The organism is Legionella micdadei, from assembly GCF_000953635.1.
Classification (GTDB): Bacteria; Pseudomonadota; Gammaproteobacteria; order Legionellales; family Legionellaceae; genus Tatlockia; species Tatlockia micdadei.
The window spans coordinates 2573315-2591887 of record NZ_LN614830.1; the positions used below are offsets into that span (position 1 = coordinate 2573315).

Here is an 18573-nt window from a genome sequence, read left to right on the forward strand (position 1 = left end):
GTCATTTAACCATTTCCATCCATTCTTTTTAACTTAGGTTGTTGCCGCTATGTCCACTAATCTCACTACTATTGAAAAAAAATTACTTCATTACACCGGTAAAGCGATTGCTGATTTCAACATGATTCAGCGCGGTGACCGCGTAATGGTGTGTTTATCCGGAGGAAAGGATTCTTTTAGCTTACTCACTTTGTTGCATCATCTGCAGCGGCGCTCGAACAATAAGTTTGAGCTATTTGCTTTTACCCTTGATCAAGCCCAACCAGGTTGGGACGATAGTAAATTACGCGGTTGGCTTAAAGAAAGAAGCATTCCCCATGAAATATTAACCCGAGATACCTACAGTATCGTTAAAGAAAAAATACCCGAAGGCAAAACTTATTGTTCTCTTTGTTCTCGATTAAGACGAGGTATTATCTATCGTTATGCAGAAGAGCATGGTTACACAAAGATTGCTTTAGGCCATCATCGAGATGATTTAATCCGCACACTCATGATGTCCATTCTTTACAATGGCGATATCCGATCAATGCCTCCCAAATTACTCAGTGATAACAAGAAGCATATTGTTATTCGGCCTCTTTGTTATGTCCAAGAACGCGATATTATTCAATTCGCCCAAGAACAAGCCTTTCCGATTATTCCTTGCAATTTATGCGGCTCTCAAGAAAATCTCGCCCGCAAACGGATTGGAAAGCTTATTGATCAGCTCGCTGAAGAAAACCCCAAAGTTCCTAGTAACATTTTACATGCACTACAAAGTATCAAACCCAGTCAGTTGATGGATCAAGATCTTTGGCAATTTAAAAATTTAGAGAAGCAGTTAATCAATGCTGTTCCAGATGGTCAAGCCCTGATTTTTGAAGAAGAAAATGACATTTTGGAGGTGGAAACGGAAATATTGGAATAATTTTACCTAAAAAGCCCCATCTTCCCAGTTAGTGGATGCTATGATATTTACAAACAAGTTAAGAAATATATCTTTCTTGTAAAGATGATACGACTTAAGTTATATTACTGCCACCGAAGAAAGGGGGTATACGAATTATGGCTGAGACAATGAGTACGGGTTTTCGTAAGTTACGCATCTACCAGCATCGCAACCTGAAGTTCGATTTTGTTGCAGGTATAGTGGTTTTTTTAGTAGCAATTCCTCTGTGTTTAGGCATTGCGTTAGCCTCAGGGGCTCCCTTATTCTCAGGAATAATCAGCGGAATAATTGGCGGCATTATTGTTGGACTCTTAAGTGGTTCACAAGTCAGCGTAAGCGGCCCGGCAGCAGGTATGGTTGCTGTTGTTCTCGCAGCACTAGCGCAATTAGGTGACTTTAATACTTTTCTTCTAGCCTTATTGCTCGCTGGGGTTATCCAAATCATTGTTGGAGCCCTTCGTGCAGGTTTTGTTGCCGATTATATTCCGTCTAATGTGGTTCAAGGCCTTTTATGCGCCATCGGTATATTATTAATTATTAAACAACTCCCTTTGGCTTTTACCCTCTCAACTGATCTTAAAGAATTAGAGGGCCATCTCTTAGAATCCACGGAAGGCCTAGCGCTTAATCCACTGTATGAATTGTCCCACCATATCAACAACGGTGCCTCTATCATTTCGCTTATTTCATTTGCAATACTGATTTATTTTGAAAAAACGAATGTGAAATGGCTTAAAGGTATTCCAGCAGCTATTGTCGTAGTCCTTACCGGTATTTTGCTTAATGAAGCCTTTCTTGCCACCCATTCATCCTTCGCACAAAATTATCCGCATTTAGTGAATATTCCAACTCATAATGGCTTTACGGATTTGTTAAGCCAGTTGCAATATCCAACTTGGTCAGCATGGTCGAATCCTAAAGTCTATCTTTATGCACTTATCATCGCTGTTGTTGCGTCTATGGAAAGTTTGCTCAACGTCAAGGCATCTGAAAAGTTAGATAAAAAGCATCGTTATTGCTCGAAAGATCAAGAGCTCGTTGCACAAGGCTTTGGTAACCTTGCAGCTGGTTTAATTGGCGGTATCCCGGTGACCTCCGTCATTGTACGAACCACAGTAAACATCCAAGCCGGTTCCAAAACCAAAATGTCTTGTATATTTCACGGGATATTTTTATTTTTATCCGTTTTACTCCTTGAAGAATGGCTTAACAAAATACCTCTTTCGTCTTTAGCAGCCATTTTAATTTACACAGGTTACAAGCTCACTAAACCATCGATCTATCGTTCCATTTACCAACAAGGCATGGATCGATTTGTTCCGTTCATTGCAACGGTTGTTAGCATCGTCATTTTTAATCTTTTAGCAGGTATCCTCATTGGTTTGGCTATCAGCTTATTCTTCATTTTAAAATCCAACTCCACTGCCCGTTTGGATATAATTAAAGAAATCTATCCGACAGGAGAGATTAACCGCCTGGTTCTACCCCAGCAAATCACTTTTTTAAACAAGGCTTCTTTAGTTGCCGAACTGAGTTCAATACCTAGAAACTCCCAGCTTATTATCGATGCTCGTTACTCAAACTACATCGACAAGGAAATTATTGAGCTTATTAAAGAGTTCCAACGCGAGCAAGCTCCTTTAAAGCAAATTTCTTTAAACCTGATTGGTTTCCAAGACAAATATGACATCCATAACTTTATCGATTTCATTAATGTCACCACTTACGATGTGCAATCCAACTTGAAACCGCATCAAGTGCTTGATATTTTGCGCGAAGGTAACCAACGTTTTCTGAACGATACGCGTATCCACCGTGTCAACAGACTCGATATTCAATACACCGCTAAAACCCAACATCCCATCGAGGTTGTCCTTGGATGCATCGACTCACGCGTGCCGGTGGAAACTATTTTTGACATGAGTTTTGGCGACTTATTCTGCGTACGAGTTGCTGGGAATGTTGTCAATGAAGATATCTTGGCCAGCATCGAATATGCTTGCCACGTAGTGGGGGCAAAATTAATTGTCGTTTTAGGCCATACACGCTGCGGAGCTATCCAAGCAGCATGCGATCATGTTGAGAAAGGCCATATTACCCAATTACTAGCTAAAATTCAGCCGGCCGTTTCTGCAGAAACCCAGACAAAATCAGATCGGACTTCCAAGAATAACGACTTTGTAAATAGAGTAACCGAGCTTAATATTGCCAACACCCTGCAACAAATTTACCGCGATAGTGAAATCTTAAGGTTGATGATTGAGCAGGAAAATATTGGCTTAGTGGGTGCTATTTATGATGTCAATACCGGCAAAGTGACCTTCAAAGATTACTCCTCAACTTTAAAAGATTTAAGTAACGCAAAGGCAGATAACCATTTGGCTGAAAAAGTTCAGAAGGTATTTAGTTCGGCAGGGGTGATGGCTATTGCGGAATAACTTTAGTAATGATGCTCGTCTCGATAATACGAGGCGGGCGCATCAGCAAGAGGATACAAGAGTACTTGCTTCTTATCCGCTCCCTCATGATCGCGCCCAGATCTTCCTTAACCCAGCCCCGTGCACAGCTAACTGGCTTGGTGTTTAAAACAACACACCTGATCAAATGACCTAATTATAAGCAAGCACCCGCAAATCCTCCCTAAAACAAGCTTCAAGACCTGGCGGCACTGCAATATTTATTCGCTCACAGAGATCAAGAAAATCTGTAATAATCTCTTGATTATTAAATAATCCTACCTCTTTTAACCGTGTTTCTATGATGCGCTTCAATTGGCTCCCATTTCCATGCTCTTCCATTCGAATTTTGAAACGCACCAAATTTAACGCACTAAGTTTCAGCTTCTCTTTATTCTCTGTAGAAAGTACAGCGCCCTCACCTTGTAGGAAAAAATCAATGTCTTCAAGAAAGTTTAACTCTTCTTCGCGAGAATCTTGCCTAAAGTAACGCTTAATTGGTAATTTAAAAAAACCAAATAGGCCGCGGCCATGTTTAAAGACATAAGCTTTTTCATAATCTACTCGGAGCCCAGCTAATTGGAGAGGAAAAACTTTTTCCCTTCGCGGCATGAGGATGTCGAGTGTTGAGTCAAGAAGATGCTGAAATTGAAGAACAGTGAGCAAAGTTGCTTCTCTTAATACTCTGTTATTGGCAAAGGATCTGTTATTTTCAATATACGTTAAACTACTGTTTAATGCTTCGGGTACTCTGACCAAAAATAGATAAAGCATCCCCTGATACTCGTGACGTTTAGTCGGCGTGAGATTGGTATTTTTTAAACACCGAACGTAGAATTCAATATGCAGCCTAAATTGCTCGAGACGGTTTTGATGGGCAAACCATTGGGAACTTGAACCCAAGGTACTAAGTTGTCTTACCAACTCAGCTTGGTCTTGTCGAAAATTTAAAAATAATCTATTCCTTGCTATTTCATTTTTCCATCTTTCGATAAATTGATTGAGCTTATTCTGATTCTCTCTAACAGTCTCAAATGTGAGTGCCATACCAAGCCATCAAGGATTAAAAATGTACAACTTTAACATAAAAAGGATAATATAAACAAATTAAATTATCATACTGCCTTAAGCTACAACAGTTCCCAAATCGTATTAAATAAAACACGATGCATTGAAGAAACATGAATGTTCTCAATCAAAATGGCAAGAAATGGCTCAACAATTTGAACAAAAATAACATAATGCCCATAGATAACCATATTGATATTGAGTTGCATATGCGCGGGCAGTAATTTTATGCTTTCTTGACACCAGGATTGCTCACGAAAGAGATTGGGGCTATTTTGGTTATCTTGCAGAATCAGTTTGATTTTAACCTCTAACAAAGCACGTCTCTGAGTAAAATCCTGGAAATATTCAGGATCTAGGGCGTACCATTTATCTTGATTGGAAATGACCAAATACTCATCCCCAGGTTTTAATGTCGTCAGGATATTATCATAAAGTAATTTAATTCCTGGTAAGCCTTGGTATGTTTTTATGGTATTCGCAGCAGGTGAACAACGCAGATAATCTTGCACTAACGATGGCATGATAGCGTTTAAAGTTTGCTTTTTCTTCTCAAGTAATAAGGCAAGCTTTTCAGGGGGTTCCGCCACATATAATTTTCTGACGCCGTTAATTTCAACATGCATTAAACCTTGTGCAATCAACGTTTCAATTAATCCATACACTGTTGCACGTTTAAGACCACTTTCAAGCGATAAATTTTGTACGGTGGCTGGACCCATTTTTAATGCAGAGATATACAATATCGCTTCTTTTTCACTGAGTCCTAAAGAAATAAGTCCTGCAAATACTTGATTACTCATTCGATTCCTTGTTGTCGGTTTTAACGACAAAATACGATTTTTCTATAAAAATACCTTAATTTATAATCGTTTCATATTCTTAAATTATTGACACTAAGAGACAATGATGACTTCGATAGCCAATTTAACAAAGCAATACATCAATGGAATTTATCAAACCAAAGCTTTAGTGATTAAAGAAAACCCATTTACCTTACAATCCGGCAAGCGAAGCCATGTTTATTTAAATCATCGCCATTTTTTAACCGACTCTTACTATCTCTCTTTAATTGCACAACTTTATTGTGAACTTATTCAGCATAAAACCAATGATTATTGTTTAGGGGTAGTAGATTCCATCATGAGCCCAATTATAGTCGGCGCAATGAGTGCGTTGTTTAAGAACGATTATGTTGTCATTCAGAAAAAAGCCATGACACATGGTACACAAGAAGCGCTATTTGGCACATTTAAGAAACCCGTCGTACTCATTGATGACATGACCTCAACGGGCGCAACATTGATTGATGCGGGTCTTAAAATTCGTGCCCAAGGTGGTATTGTTAATTTCGCTGTCATCAGTGCTTACCGTGAAACAAGTACCCTAGAACACTTACAGAAACATCACATTACACCCTTGGCTATTGCCAGTTTTACAGAAATTATTAATGGATTGCTGAATTCTTTAACAGCTAAAGAGAAAATGATCGTACAAAAATATCCTCTGATTATGGATTGAGATCGCTTATGTTATCGCTATTAATCATTTGTTTCTTAGCGGGTAGTCTTGGTGCAATCTTGCAAGGGATGCTCGGAATAGGTACGGGTATCATCATTGTTCCAGTATTGACGTTTATTCTCCCTTATTATCATTTTCACCCTGAGCAAACCATACATATTGCCATTGCCACATCGATGGCAGCCATAACAATCAATTCTGTAACCGCGTTAATGAATCATTATCGCTATCAGACTATCGATTGGAAAATGTTTCGTCATCTTGTTGTATTTTGCACAACAGGCTCAGGTATAGGCGCACTCTTAGCGACTTTCTTAAACGGGCATTTTTTAAAAATCATTTTTTCGATATTTCTAATCAGCCTTGCCAGTTGGCTTTTATTTAAAAAGAATGCCCACGAAACATCCGAATCAATGCCTTCCATTGAGGAGTTAACGATCAACATCAAATGGAATGGTCTTAGAATAGGTTGTCTTGCAAGCTTGGTCGGATCAGCTGGCGGTATTTTAATGGTTCCTTTCTTGCGAAAATTGCAATATCCAATGCGTTATGCCGTAGGAACATCAACACTCATTGGTTTACCCATTGCCCTAACTGGATCGCTTATTTACATCGTATTGGGTATGGTAAAAATACCAGTTTCTCCGTTTACTATCGGTTATATCCATTGGCCTGCCCTCTTGGCGATCACAACAGCCGGCCTTTTTGGAGCACCTTTAGGGGTTAAACTCTCAACAAGAGTCCCAGCTGTCGTTTTACAGCGTCTATTTGCGCTTATCATGCTCGCTATCAGTTTAAACATGTTACGAATCAAATAGAGCAGCCTTTTTTAGCAAACAATTGCACTAAGAAATAATACACTTTTCTGCATCAATAGGTTCCACGCCAGATAATAGGGTGTTCAAAGGATTTTCACCGGTAGCACTCATAAAATGCATTTGTCTTTGCCGCCTGTATTCTTGTGCCATCATTCCTTCCGAATCCTTTTGGAAACTATTAGCTCCCTTGCCGACTAAGAGATAGTAGACGGGCCAATTTGAAGCAAGAGCCGCTTGATGTAAAGGGGTTTGCCTTTTTTCATTCAGCATTTTATTAACATCGAGCGATAATTCATTTTGAAACTCAAATAAATAATCTAATAGCTGGCTTGCTTTATGTTGATCTTTACAAGATATTACAAACCGGATCGCTTCTTCGTAATTTGCCTCTTTACAAAGCTCTACAAAAGGTTTGAAAGCCAAATCATTATCCATTTTTTCTTCAAGACCAGGAATGAGAGCACCCAGTGATAGCGTACTAGCGGTACTTGTGGAATCCGCCTTTTTCTCCGGTACAACTTGAGATATTAATCTTGATGTCGCTTGTCGAACCCTTCTTTCCGCTTCTTCTGGAGGGAGGCTGAATATATCCATCAAACCCGGTAATTCTTCCAAAAGGGAAGAAGCTGTTTTGTCCGCAGTCGTATCTAAAAATTCTTTTTGCTTGCGGGTAAGTGATGGGGTACTCGTTGGTTGGAAAAAGCGATTTGGCTGAACGGGTATGTACTGTGGCAATTGTTCTGCTAACTTGGAAGCACCTTGATTAATCAATCCATTGTATTCACTCAAATGATGTTTTTTAAGCAATGCTAAAGCCTCTTGATTGAATTTTTCAGCGTAGTCAAAAGCAGACAATCCTTCTTTATTTGTCTCAGTAAGCGAGATGTTAAGGACCAAACGATGAGGTAATATTTCTTCTAAGAGTAATATTACTTTTGGGTGGCTAGAGGTACATAATCGCCGAATAGCTCGATTATAGTGAGATGAGTCGTCCAACCCTAAATCAAACTCCTCAATTTTAGCTTTAAATAACTCATAATCAGAATCACCTACAATTTCCCTGAGTTTAGCCATTACGTCGCGATGCGTCCTTTTTTTACCCATTATATTCTCCAAAAATTAACTCTGGCGGAATATAGCACAATAGTATTTTTGGAAACAGGCTAGGTCTCTTGGCAATTGGTTTCGCCTAACTAAAGAGCCATAAAGCGATGTAAGGAATGATATTGATGTGACCCGCCTTATAAGGCTAATAATTCCACCAATTACATAAATGAAGCCAAATCCGAAGTCATTGCTTCTATCCAAATTCTCACTTTAGGCTGGATAAATCGTGCTGGATGATAAAAAAGATAAACAGGGATAACAGGCATACGGTATTTAGGCAATACCTCGACTAGTTTTCCGCACTCCAATGCTTCGGCAACCTGATAATGATGAAGTGCGGTAATTCCAAGCCCCCGGCATGCTGAATCACAAAGTGCTGCTGCATCATTCAAATAGAGAGTGGGTTCAAGGTTGACTACCTCACCGGAAGCAAAAACCCATTGATTATTAGGATTACGCATACTATGGGTTAGGTAACGATGCCGCTGCAAATCACTGGGTTTCTGCGGGTTACCAAAACGAGCCAAGTAATCGGGAGAAGCGCAGAACACATAACGCGTGGTGGTTATTTTCTTTTGAATAGAATTTGAAGCAACCTGCGTTGACATACCAAAAACCACATCGAGCCCCTCATCAAGTAAATGCGGGATTTCTTCAGCAATTTGTAAATCTAAACAAACTTGCGCATAACGGGTAGAAAAGGCGAGCATCCGCGGCAGGATAACGGTTTCGGCGAAATATCGCGAGCTTTTTACTTTTAATAGGCCTTTTGGTTCAATCTGAGAAGCAGCGACAACACTGTTGGCTTGCTCTAAAGCGTGTAGAACAGCTTGAACTTCTTGGTAATAGGCTTCTCCTACGGACGTTAAAAAAACCTTTCGGGTCGTTCGCTCAAGTAAAGAAACCCCTAACTCTGCCTCAAGCAAGCTCACTTGCTTGCTCACCGCAGCGGGGGAAACCCCCAGTTCTTTGGCAGCCCCCGTAAAACTTCGACATTGCGCTACTTTACAGAAAGTTTGAATGAGGGCAATCGTATTCATTAAGCGATCTCCGACTTAAGAATTCCAAAATACAGGAATCCTTTTATTTGCTCAATGAGCAAGTATATAATTCTCTTCTTAATTTATCTTCAGGAGCTTGCATGCGTGCATCCGAATGGCTATTAGCGACCCTCAAAGAAACACCTAATGATGCGGAAATTGTCTCGCATCAGCTGATGTTAAGAGCGGGTATGATCCGCAAATTAGGTTCTGGACTTTACACCTGGTTGCCCTTAGGGCTTAAAGTATTGCGTAAAGTTGAACAAATTGTTCGCGAAGAAATGAATCGCGCTAAAGCCATGGAGGTGCTCATGCCTGCAGTACAGCCCGCTGAGCTTTGGCAAGAAACAGGCCGATGGGACACCTTCGGCGGACAACTGTTAACGATGCGTGACAGTAATGAACGGGAATACTGTTTTGGCCCCACGCATGAAGAAGTGGTAACTGACTTAATGCGTAATGAATTGCAATCTTACAAACAATTACCGGTTAATCTATATCAAATCCAAACCAAGTTCCGCGATGAAATCAGGCCTCGTTTCGGGGTCATGCGCGCACGTGAATTCATTATGAAAGACGCATACTCGTTTCATCTAACGCAAGAGAGCTTGCAACAAACCTACAATGACATGTACCAAGCCTATTGCCGTATTTTTGACCGTCTTGGTTTGCGTTATCGTGCGGTTGAAGCGGACACAGGCGCCATCGGCGGATCCGCCTCTCATGAGTTTCAGGTGCTTGCTGATTCAGGCGAAGACTTAATTTTCTACAGCGATGGTAGTAATTACGCCGCTAACATTGAACAAGCCACCTGCTTGCTTCCTGAAAAAGCCGCCTCTTTCCCTGAAGAAAAAATGACAATGGTTGACACCCCAGGGCAAAAAACCATTGCAGAAGTAGCCAAATTTTTACAAGTAGGCACAGAGCAAACGGTAAAGACTTTAATTGTCGAAGGCAAAGAAACGCCTTTAATAGCCCTTGTTTTATGTGGGAATGATGAGTTAAATGAAGTCAAAGCAAGCAAGCATCCGCTCGTCAAATCCCCATTACGTTTGGCTGATGATGAGACAATTCAGCAGATTCTGAAAGTCCCACCAGGCTATATCGGTCCTGTCGGTCTAAATATTCCCGTTATTGCTGATCACCATGCCCTGGCTTTAGCTTCTTTTATCTGTGGGGCAAATCAAGCTGATAAACATTATCAGCATGTTGCTTGGGGACGGGATGCGCAATACCAAGAAGCTTATGATTTACGCAATGTCAAAGAAGGCGACATCAGTCCAGATAATCAAGGACGCTTACACTCATGCCGTGGTATTGAAGTTGGCCATGTGTTCCAGTTGGGGGATAAATATGCGCGTGCTATGAATGCTGCTGTTATCAATGAAGAAGGTCAATTGCAAACCATGATCATGGGCTGCTATGGCTTAGGTATTACCCGCGTTGTGGCTGCAGCAATTGAGCAGCATCATGATGAACACGGCATTGTTTGGCCGCAAAGCATTGCTCCATTTCAATTAGTCATTGTACCTATCAATGCTCACCGCTCGGCGTTGGTGAAAGACACTGCTGAATCGCTTTACCAAAAGCTTACCCAACAAGGTTACGATGTCTTGCTTGATGATCGAAATGAACGTCCTGGCGTTTTATTCGCGGACAGTGACTTAATCGGCATTCCCCACCGTTTGGTGGTCAGTGAGCGTAATTTGGAGCAAAACGCCATCGAATACAAGGCAAGAAACCGTGATGAAATTATCCGCGTTGCTTTGTCCGATTTAACAGATTTTCTGAATAATCAGCTAAGTTATCACAATTAGAATATCGGCACTTCATCAAGGGGTGTCGACAACCCAACAAAGGCATTAAAGCTAATTTTAGCTATGACCCATGTCTAACTCACCAGTACGCCGCCCCAAAAGTGGCGTCGCCCCTTCAAGAAACCTCTTGATTGGGTTACCCAATAAAAGTCTTGAAAACGGATGCCCGAATGAAAGACTACAGACAAATCATATCAACTCATTTAATAAAGATTCCTGAATTAGAGAAAGCCATCAAACATCAAGCTGCAAGAATTGCGGAACTAGAAAAGCACCTGAATAAAAATAGCAGCAACAGCTCAAACCTTATTCGAGTGATATTTTGAAGGAACCACCACACACAGGCTCACTTTGTGGAATTAGTAAATATAAAAAGTGATGACCAACCAGGCCATTAAGGAGAAACGTTAAAGGACTGTGCCACATTCAAGAGATCCTGCAACGGCCACCTCCTTTGAGGATGACCTATTGGGGAGTTACCCATTTTTACAATGGTGGAAAGAGTTTGATTTTTAATTATTCAAATAGATATCAAAATAACATTTAATTATATGTTAATACTTATTGTATATAATAAATCCCATAATGATGAACAAATTGAATTCCGTATGACCATATATAGAAAATTGTTTGGTAACTATGTCGAAGTGATGAAGCAACTCGGCATCCCTAAGGCGCTCTTTGATTTATTATCTTCAGAAAAACAATATAGAAAGCAGGCACTATTAGATCTTCACCGAACATGTTACCTAAGCTATTCATTGACCGCAGAACAAATAAAAGACAAATTACTACACCCCATAAATAACAGTAACTATACTCAAGGGGATTGGGATGGTGCTATTTTCGTTGATCCAATATTATCAGCCATCCGAGCAAACTCATTTGCGACCCGTCTAGTGACGGAAGAACACAAGGAGAGCCTAAAGGAATTTGATAAACAAAATCTAAGGATGTGTTACTTGGATGACCAGGGGCAGCTTTGTGCTTTATCATTTGGGTACATAAGAGATGACTCGAACGCAGAGATTCCCGAAAGCAAACGCAAGCATTGGCTTACCGCTGCTATCATAAAAAATGTTAACCATCCTTTCGGTGAAAGAGAAGTTACTTTCCTTGGCGATACTGAGTTATTGGACGATCCTGCAATATCAGCATCGGGGCACATTGTCAGAAAAAGAATGCCCGAAAGAGAAAGCAGCATAAATGAGAAAGGCTTGCTGGCCGAGATTCAAAAGGCAACAAATTCTGCTGACTTAAATCAATTAATCGCTAGTGTTTTCCAACCTGATGGTACTTTTTCTCCCCTTGGATTTAGGGAATTAGCTGGCCGTCTCCATGAAAATCACAACATAGATAATCGAGATGAGCGAAAAACTCGATTAATAAAATACATCGAATTTGCCCGGAGTTTGCCTGCCAACGAAGCCCTTGAGGCTACCCTAAAAGAAATAGAGGGATCCGTTGATACAGACCTTAACTTTTTTACAAATTCTCGCTTTGAACAAGTTTTAAAAAAGCTTTCTGAAGCGATCACCACTTCTCTTCAAGCAAATGAAGATATGAATAATAATGTACGTGAAAGATTTCAAGTTGCTAATAATTTAATCTTTTTAGCTACTAATCTTCAAACTTACACTGATTTCACTAATAATTCAGAGAACACAGCTGATTATAGTGTTTATATTCAATTTACGAAAACAGAGAAAAAACTACGTGAGTTGATTAGCGCTACTCTCTCTTCTTCAGAAAACCCACCTGAGGATGCAACATTATATGCCAACAAATCCCTTGAAACTTTAGTTAAAGAGGAAAATTCAAAAGCTGAGAAAATCAAAAAATTCCTTGAGCTCCTTCAATCCTATAAACCGCAGACCAACAATAATAGTGCATTTAAAGAGTTTGTTGAACGACAACGAACTCGGCATACGGATCCAGATTTTTATGATCAAAATGAAAAATTTATGGCTCGTTTAAAAATAGAGCTTGAGGCCTTTCTTGGTAATCAAAAGGCTCAACAGCCGAGACTTTTTGATCAACTCGATAGTCATATACAGCAACTCGAGCGCTACATTAACGACACTAAAGCTTTAAATCCCGATTACTTGCAAAAATTACTTTCAAGTAGACTTAACGACCTGAAAGCAATCCAGAAAAACCCCTCTGCTGACGATGTTGATAAATACATAGATAAAACTTTTGAAGAATTTAGGGATCTTTTTTTAGATGAAATATTTTCCAACGACAAAACTTTGTTTAGAAAAGGCATAGATTATTTGTTGCCTCCTAGTTCAGAAGAAGAGGGATTTGATTCAATAGAGTTAAGTGAACCTAGTCAAAAGTCAGGAGCGAAAGTCTTACTATCTAAAGAATCCGAGGAATTTCAAAATAAAATTTTGCAAAGAGCTGAAGCCCTTGTTAAGCATAATAATGAACGAATAGATAAATTCTATCGGCGATTGGCTAAGCTAGATGAGCTTCTTGATAAAACTGAAGGAATCAGCCCTATTTTCAAAGATAAGCTAAAAAGTAAAATTACGGATTTTCTTGGCAAAAAAGATTCTTCTCCAATACCATCAGCCGATTACCTTAGATGTGGGAACTTTCGTCAATTAGTCGAAACACTAGCACATGATGCTCATCACCTTGAAAAACAGATAATATACAAAGAGACAGCACAACTTATTGAATTATGCAATATTCCTGCTCAAGAACCTCACGCACCAGAAGACAAAGGTTTTTTCGTAAGAAATCGTAATACCCTGATTTCTGTAGGTATTTTATCCGCGATAGCTGGCGGCTGTATAGCCTCTGGTTTTCTAGCACCAGTAGGTTTTGCCATTGCTCTTGGACTTTTTATAGCAGGTGGTGTTTCGGGGATTGCGGTTTTAGTTGGACTGATAAAAACTGCCTATGATGAAAGCAAATTTATAGACGTAATAGAAGACTATGAGTCCGAAGCAAAAGAATATGACCGAATCACTCAACAAATTGAAGATTTAAATAGAGCTGCGGATAAGCGGATAGTCAATCTAGAAAATGATTTTGATCATTCTGTAGAGTTGATCTTAGAGAATAAAGAGGAGATTAGCGAATTATTTGTTCGATTAGGAGAAAGTCTTGAGAACGCTGAGATGCATACACAGGAAGGATTAAACCACCCCGTAAAACCGATAGTACTCCCACCAGAATCTTCTGGAAAGAGTCCTAGAAAACCTGTTCCAGAAATAGATGCTCCAGGAGATGAAGAGGCCAATATTTTTGGTACTAAGCAATAAACAGGGTAATCTAAGGAGTTGATGTATGTCTGGTCCTAGTTTTTTTAATTTGACATTAGCAAATCAAATTCACAAAGAAAGTTTGAAAAACTTCACTAAGCAACTCGCTGCTAAAAAAAACCATCTAGTTGACGCACAGCAAAAATATCAAAAAAGCTTGGAAATTGTTGATGAAATCCAGCACTATTTGGCGGATAAATCTAAACACCTCACTGATTTACAAGAAAAACTTGAAAAATACCAGGACAAAACAGAGCAAAAAGAATTACACCATCAAATAGAGAGTCTAGAACACTTTATTAAAAAATATACTGCTAAATTAGGGCATTACATTGAGCGGATTGAGCAGTTAACACCAAAGATAAGTACTTTAGAAGACCAAGTCACTGAATTGGAAAGAGTGAATGAAGTGCGAAAAAATAATCCCGTGGCTCCAAGGGCATAATATTTAAATCAAATTTGTAAAACGCTTGCAAGTAGCTGCCGGGTATAGTCGTGTTGTGGATACTTTAAAATCGTTTCACAAGTCCCTGTTTCAACCATTTTTCCATTATGCATCACCAACACCTCATCAGCAATATAGGAAACCACAGCCATGTTGTGGGTGATAAACAAAAAGGATAACCCTGTTTCTTGTTGCAAGTCTTTCAGTAAATTGAGTATTTGTGCCTGTACCGAAATATCAAGGGCACTGGTAGGTTCATCACAAATGAGTACTTCAGGTTCTGTTGCCAAGGCCCGTGCAATGCAAATTCGCTGACGTTGACCACCCGAAAATTGATGGGGGTAACGATGCAGGCTATTGCGGGGTAAATTCACTTGTTCTAAAAGAAGTTGCTGTCTTTTATGAATAACACCTGCACTTAAACCTTGAGCATGCATGCCTTCTGCTAGAATTTCTCCTACTGTCATTCGTGGGTTCATCGAGGAAAAAGGATCCTGAAAAATAATTTGTACCTTTTTACGGTATTCACGCAGAGCCCGACCTTTTAATGTCCTAACATTTTGGCCACGATAAAGCATCTCTCCACCACTAATATGCTGCAACCGCAGTAAAGCTCGGCTTGCGGTTGTCTTTCCACACCCCGATTCCCCGACTAAGGCGAGGGTTTTTCCTTTGTATAAGTTAAAAGATAACCCATCGACAGCCCTGATAGGATCAACGTTGCGCTGAAATAACCTTCTCTTTACAGAAAAATGTACGGCTAACGCTTTCACCTGCAATAAAATTTCATCGCTTCCCGCTTTTTCCGCGTGATTTGATTCGTCTAATGCCAGTGCAGGTGGCTGTTCATAATCAGGATATAAATGACAGCGGACCTCCCGCCCCTGAATCACTTGAAGTTGCGGTTCTATTAAGGGGCAAATTGAAAAAGCGTGCGCACATCGCGGATGAAATCGACATCCATCAGGTAGCGCATCTAATGTCGGGACAGCACCAGGGATAGCCTGTAAGCGCTGGCTGCGTTTATTAAAGCCCGGAAGCGATGCAAGCAACTGCTGCGAGTATGGATGCAACACTTGGGTAAAAAAATCCACTACAGCAGCTTGCTCTACAATCTGGCCAGCATACATGACGCAGACCCGATCAGCCACTGCTTTGACCACACCAAGATCGTGGGTGATGAGCAACATACTCATTCGATATTGCTGCTGTAATTTTTTCAGTAAAGCTAAAATTTGCGCTTGAATAGTCACATCTAACGCAGTGGTCGGTTCATCTGCAATGAGTATTTCCGGATTTGCAGCCAAAGCCATCGCAATCACAACGCGCTGTTTTTGTCCGCCTGATAATTGATGTGGATACTGTCGAAGGCGAAGCTCAGGCTTAGGCATTTCTACTTTTTCAAGAAGCTCGACTAACCGCGCTTTTACTCGCTGACCAGCAACGTGATGCTTGGTTACAATTTCAACCAGTTGTTCGCCTATGGTTAAAACAGGGTTGAGCGCTGTCATTGGTTCTTGGAAAATCATAGCGATTCGCTTTCCGCGCAAAGTACGCATGAGGTATTCGGGAAGATTTAATATATCTTGATTATCAATTCGAATTTCGCTATTCCAACCATAAACTGCATTGCGTGGTAATAGGCGCATTAATGCAAGCGAGGTAATCGATTTACCACAGCCTGACTCTCCTAATAGGGCTAAGGTTTCACCTGGGCTAAGTCTAAAATTTAAATGGTCAACAGCCGTAATCAGCTTGCCCCGGTTTTGAAATGAAACACTGAGCTGTTTAATTTCTGCAGATTTTTTCATGAATCCTATTGATACAAATGAGCATTATCACTCTAACAAGAGATAAGAGCAGGAACAATAACTAGCTGACACCTTTCTTACTCTTCGGTATAATTTTTTGAATTTTAGCTGAGTAGGTGCTGTTTTACCCAACTGAGATTTGAATAAAATTCAAACGGGTCTCAACCCAACCCACTCCGCTGCAGCCTATTATCTAAGAAGAACAATAAATGTTAAAAAAAATTATTTTCATGGGGCTCGCGTTCTTTTCTTGCTTTTCACAAGCGAAAGACACTCGTTCGCTCTATCAAATTGATCTGATTATTTTCACTCATCCACAACCTACCCATCTTCCTCCAGAGTTATCTCTGTCTTCAACCTTATCCTCGGAATGCAAGCAGGCCGCCCCATTACAAACAGAAATCCATAAAGATTTGATCCCCTTCCACCTTCTCCCTTCTTCCTCTTCACAATTGAGGGAGGAATATTGGGCACTCCATCGCAACCCAGAATATCGGGTTCTCTTGCATTACACTTGGCTGCAACCTTTTAATAGCCAGCGTGCCGTTGCCCTGCCTATTATCAATCGTGATGGTTGGCAACTGGAAGGATCGCTACGCATTCAGCGTTCAAGCTATTACTTATTGAATACGGAATTATTGTTTTCACCTTCTGACAGCAGTCATCCCCCTTTTGTATTTGCCCAAAAGCAACGATTAAAAGGCGGAGATACTTACTATTTTGATCACCCACAAGTAGGAATGCTTATTAAGATTCATCAATTGGGGTAATCCAACAGTTCCTTCTCATGAAACGACCCTATTTGGCACATCTTGCGGAAGTGAATTGTTAGGGGGTAATAACCTTTTACCCCCTATCTCACCGGTAGTTTCCGGTTGTGGTCGGAGTTTAGAATAAGGGAAAGGAGTCTAGAACAATTGTAGCGATGCTTGATCCCAATCATCTTCTTCCCACTTTGTATCTTTTCTGTCTTTATCTAAATTGCCTTCTTCCCATTTTATGTCTTCTCTCTCCTCCCATTCTACTTCCTCAATACGGCTTAACTGGGGTAAAAACTGAAAAAAGGATTGGTTCACTTTGGGTGTTCGTGACTGGATAAGATTTGCTTTAGAAACAGTAAGTTGTTGTACTGGAATTAAAGGTGCAGGTGTTGATCCAGCTAGAGCCTTGGGGTTACCTGTGCCCAATTGCCCTAAATCATTACAACCCATACCATGCAATCTGTTGGAAGTATCGAGATAAATGGTATGAGAATCATTAGCATCAAAATCGCTAACGTCAGTTGCAATTTCTTCAAAACCAGCGATCATCTCTACTGCTTTACCAAACTGCCTGTTCGCATTAAAGCCAGAAACCATTAGTTTATGGGCTGCCGTTAAAATAATACTGCCTAAAGAGGTCGCTTTAATTTTACTTACTTGATGATCACATAACTTAGTCCAAGTTGGGCAATCCTCGGTTTTTTCTAATCCTAATTGACCCAGTTCGTTATTGCCTATTCCATAAAGTTCCCCCTTTGTAGTAAGAAGAAGGGCATGGGGAGAGTTTGCAAAGGAAACATCGGCTATGTCCAAATCCTTAGGTAGAGAAATCCAATCAGGTAATAGTCTTAATTGATTATTGATGAGGTGGGGTTTCAATTTATCATTACCATAAGAATGAACCGTTCCGTCTGTAGTTAACACGGCAGTTGTAAAATCAACTGTGGTAATCGCTTGAATTTTATCGAGTCCAGAAATTTTTTGCAGAGGGACTGGCTTAGGTGAATTTTCTGCTTCTGTCCGAGGCTCTTCTGGACTATTTTCTTTACCCTCTGCTGCAATTTTTTCAAGAAATAACAGTTGATTCTTGCTGTTATCACCCATTACCCAAACTTCCTTTTCTTTGCTTAGCATCATTGAGTGATTGAAACCAGCGCTTATTGCTTGAATTCGGTCAATTCCGGTAATCTCTGTGAGGTAAAAACAATTGGTATCCGAAACACCTAATTGCCCATACTTATTGGAACCGGTGGCAAAGACCCGTCCATTTTTTAATAAAATGAGTGTATGATTTTGGCCACAGGCAATTTGCTTTATTTGGAGTTCATTTTTGAGATACTCTCCAACAATGTTTTTTAATGCTCGATCAACTCGATATAAATTAGTCAAAGAGCTTAAAGGGATGCCATCAAATTGTTGATATAGTATTTCCAAAGGCAGAGTCAGAAAGATATTAGCTGCATTGTTTTCAGTTTTTTCATGCATATTTAGCCCCTACTACTCCTTATAAGTTTCCACAT

15 protein-coding genes are annotated in these 18573 nt (G+C 40.1%); 9 read left to right on the top strand and 6 right to left on the bottom strand.

Features of this window, described 5'->3' with window-relative positions; translation table 11 throughout:
- Nucleotides 1–49: 49 nt before the first annotated feature.
- Nucleotides 50–910, top strand: a complete 861-nt coding sequence (gene ttcA / locus LMI_RS11425) for a tRNA 2-thiocytidine(32) synthetase TtcA (protein ID WP_045099914.1) — start codon at nucleotides 50–52, stop codon at nucleotides 908–910.
- A gap of 137 nt (nucleotides 911–1047) precedes the next feature.
- A complete protein-coding gene (locus tag LMI_RS11430) occupies nucleotides 1048–3369 on the top strand; it encodes a bifunctional SulP family inorganic anion transporter/carbonic anhydrase (RefSeq protein ID WP_045099915.1) in 2322 nt (773 codons plus the stop codon).
- 171 nt (nucleotides 3370–3540) lie between these two features.
- On the opposite strand, the gene LMI_RS11435 is transcribed toward LMI_RS11430, so the two are convergent.
- Together LMI_RS11435 and LMI_RS11440 are read right to left on the bottom strand one after the other, a co-directional pair.
- A complete protein-coding gene (locus LMI_RS11435; RefSeq protein ID WP_045099916.1) occupies nucleotides 3541–4434 on the bottom strand; it encodes a hypothetical protein in 894 nt (297 codons plus the stop codon).
- An 83-nt stretch (nucleotides 4435–4517) separates the two neighbouring features.
- Nucleotides 4518–5258: a TrmB family transcriptional regulator gene (locus LMI_RS11440; protein WP_045099917.1), complete on the bottom strand. Its 741-nt coding sequence runs from the start codon at nucleotides 5256–5258 to the stop codon at nucleotides 4518–4520.
- 103 nt (nucleotides 5259–5361) lie between these two features.
- Between LMI_RS11440 and LMI_RS11445 the strand changes: the two genes are divergently transcribed.
- Nucleotides 5362–5976 (top strand): orotate phosphoribosyltransferase, encoded by a 615-nt coding sequence (locus LMI_RS11445; RefSeq protein ID WP_143000992.1) that lies wholly within the window; start codon nucleotides 5362–5364, stop codon nucleotides 5974–5976.
- Nucleotides 5977–5984: 8 nt separating this feature from the next.
- On the top strand, nucleotides 5985–6794 hold the full coding sequence (locus LMI_RS11450; protein ID WP_045099919.1) for a sulfite exporter TauE/SafE family protein: 810 nt from the start codon (nucleotides 5985–5987) through the stop codon (nucleotides 6792–6794).
- Nucleotides 6795–6821: 27 nt separating this feature from the next.
- Here the strand turns inward: LMI_RS11450 and LMI_RS11455 are convergent, their stop codons facing one another.
- Nucleotides 6822–7898: a hypothetical protein gene (locus LMI_RS11455; protein WP_045099920.1), complete on the bottom strand. Its 1077-nt coding sequence runs from the start codon at nucleotides 7896–7898 to the stop codon at nucleotides 6822–6824.
- A gap of 161 nt (nucleotides 7899–8059) precedes the next feature.
- Entirely contained in the window at nucleotides 8060–8941 is an 882-nt protein-coding gene (locus LMI_RS11460; RefSeq protein WP_045099921.1) for a LysR family transcriptional regulator, read from the bottom strand.
- Between the two features lie 101 nt (nucleotides 8942–9042).
- Between LMI_RS11460 and LMI_RS11465 the strand changes: the two genes are divergently transcribed.
- The 4 genes from LMI_RS11465 (at nucleotide 9043) to LMI_RS11475 (ending at nucleotide 14481) form a co-directional block, all read left to right on the top strand.
- Nucleotides 9043–10758 (top strand): proline--tRNA ligase, encoded by a 1716-nt coding sequence (locus LMI_RS11465; RefSeq protein ID WP_045099922.1) that lies wholly within the window; start codon nucleotides 9043–9045, stop codon nucleotides 10756–10758.
- A gap of 170 nt (nucleotides 10759–10928) precedes the next feature.
- On the top strand, nucleotides 10929–11084 hold the full coding sequence (locus tag LMI_RS15355) for a DUF6444 domain-containing protein (protein ID WP_153280305.1): 156 nt from the start codon (nucleotides 10929–10931) through the stop codon (nucleotides 11082–11084).
- A 282-nt stretch (nucleotides 11085–11366) separates the two neighbouring features.
- A complete protein-coding gene (locus LMI_RS11470) occupies nucleotides 11367–14036 on the top strand; it encodes a hypothetical protein (RefSeq protein WP_144405780.1) in 2670 nt (889 codons plus the stop codon).
- A gap of 25 nt (nucleotides 14037–14061) precedes the next feature.
- The gene (locus tag LMI_RS11475; protein WP_045099924.1) at nucleotides 14062–14481 is read left to right on the top strand and encodes a hypothetical protein; all 420 of its coding nucleotides are present in this window, start codon (nucleotides 14062–14064) and stop codon (nucleotides 14479–14481) included.
- Nucleotides 14482–14489: 8 nt separating this feature from the next.
- Here the strand turns inward: LMI_RS11475 and LMI_RS11480 are convergent, their stop codons facing one another.
- On the bottom strand, nucleotides 14490–16292 hold the full coding sequence (locus LMI_RS11480) for an ABC transporter ATP-binding protein (RefSeq protein WP_045099925.1): 1803 nt from the start codon (nucleotides 16290–16292) through the stop codon (nucleotides 14490–14492).
- Nucleotides 16293–16501: 209 nt separating this feature from the next.
- On the opposite strand from LMI_RS11480, the gene LMI_RS11485 reads away from it, so the two are divergent.
- A complete protein-coding gene (locus tag LMI_RS11485) occupies nucleotides 16502–17062 on the top strand; it encodes a CsiV family protein (protein ID WP_045099926.1) in 561 nt (186 codons plus the stop codon).
- Nucleotides 17063–17200: 138 nt separating this feature from the next.
- Here the strand turns inward: LMI_RS11485 and LMI_RS11490 are convergent, their stop codons facing one another.
- A complete protein-coding gene (locus tag LMI_RS11490) occupies nucleotides 17201–18538 on the bottom strand; it encodes an RCC1 domain-containing protein (RefSeq protein ID WP_045099927.1) in 1338 nt (445 codons plus the stop codon).
- Between the last annotated feature and the right edge of the window lie 35 nt (nucleotides 18539–18573).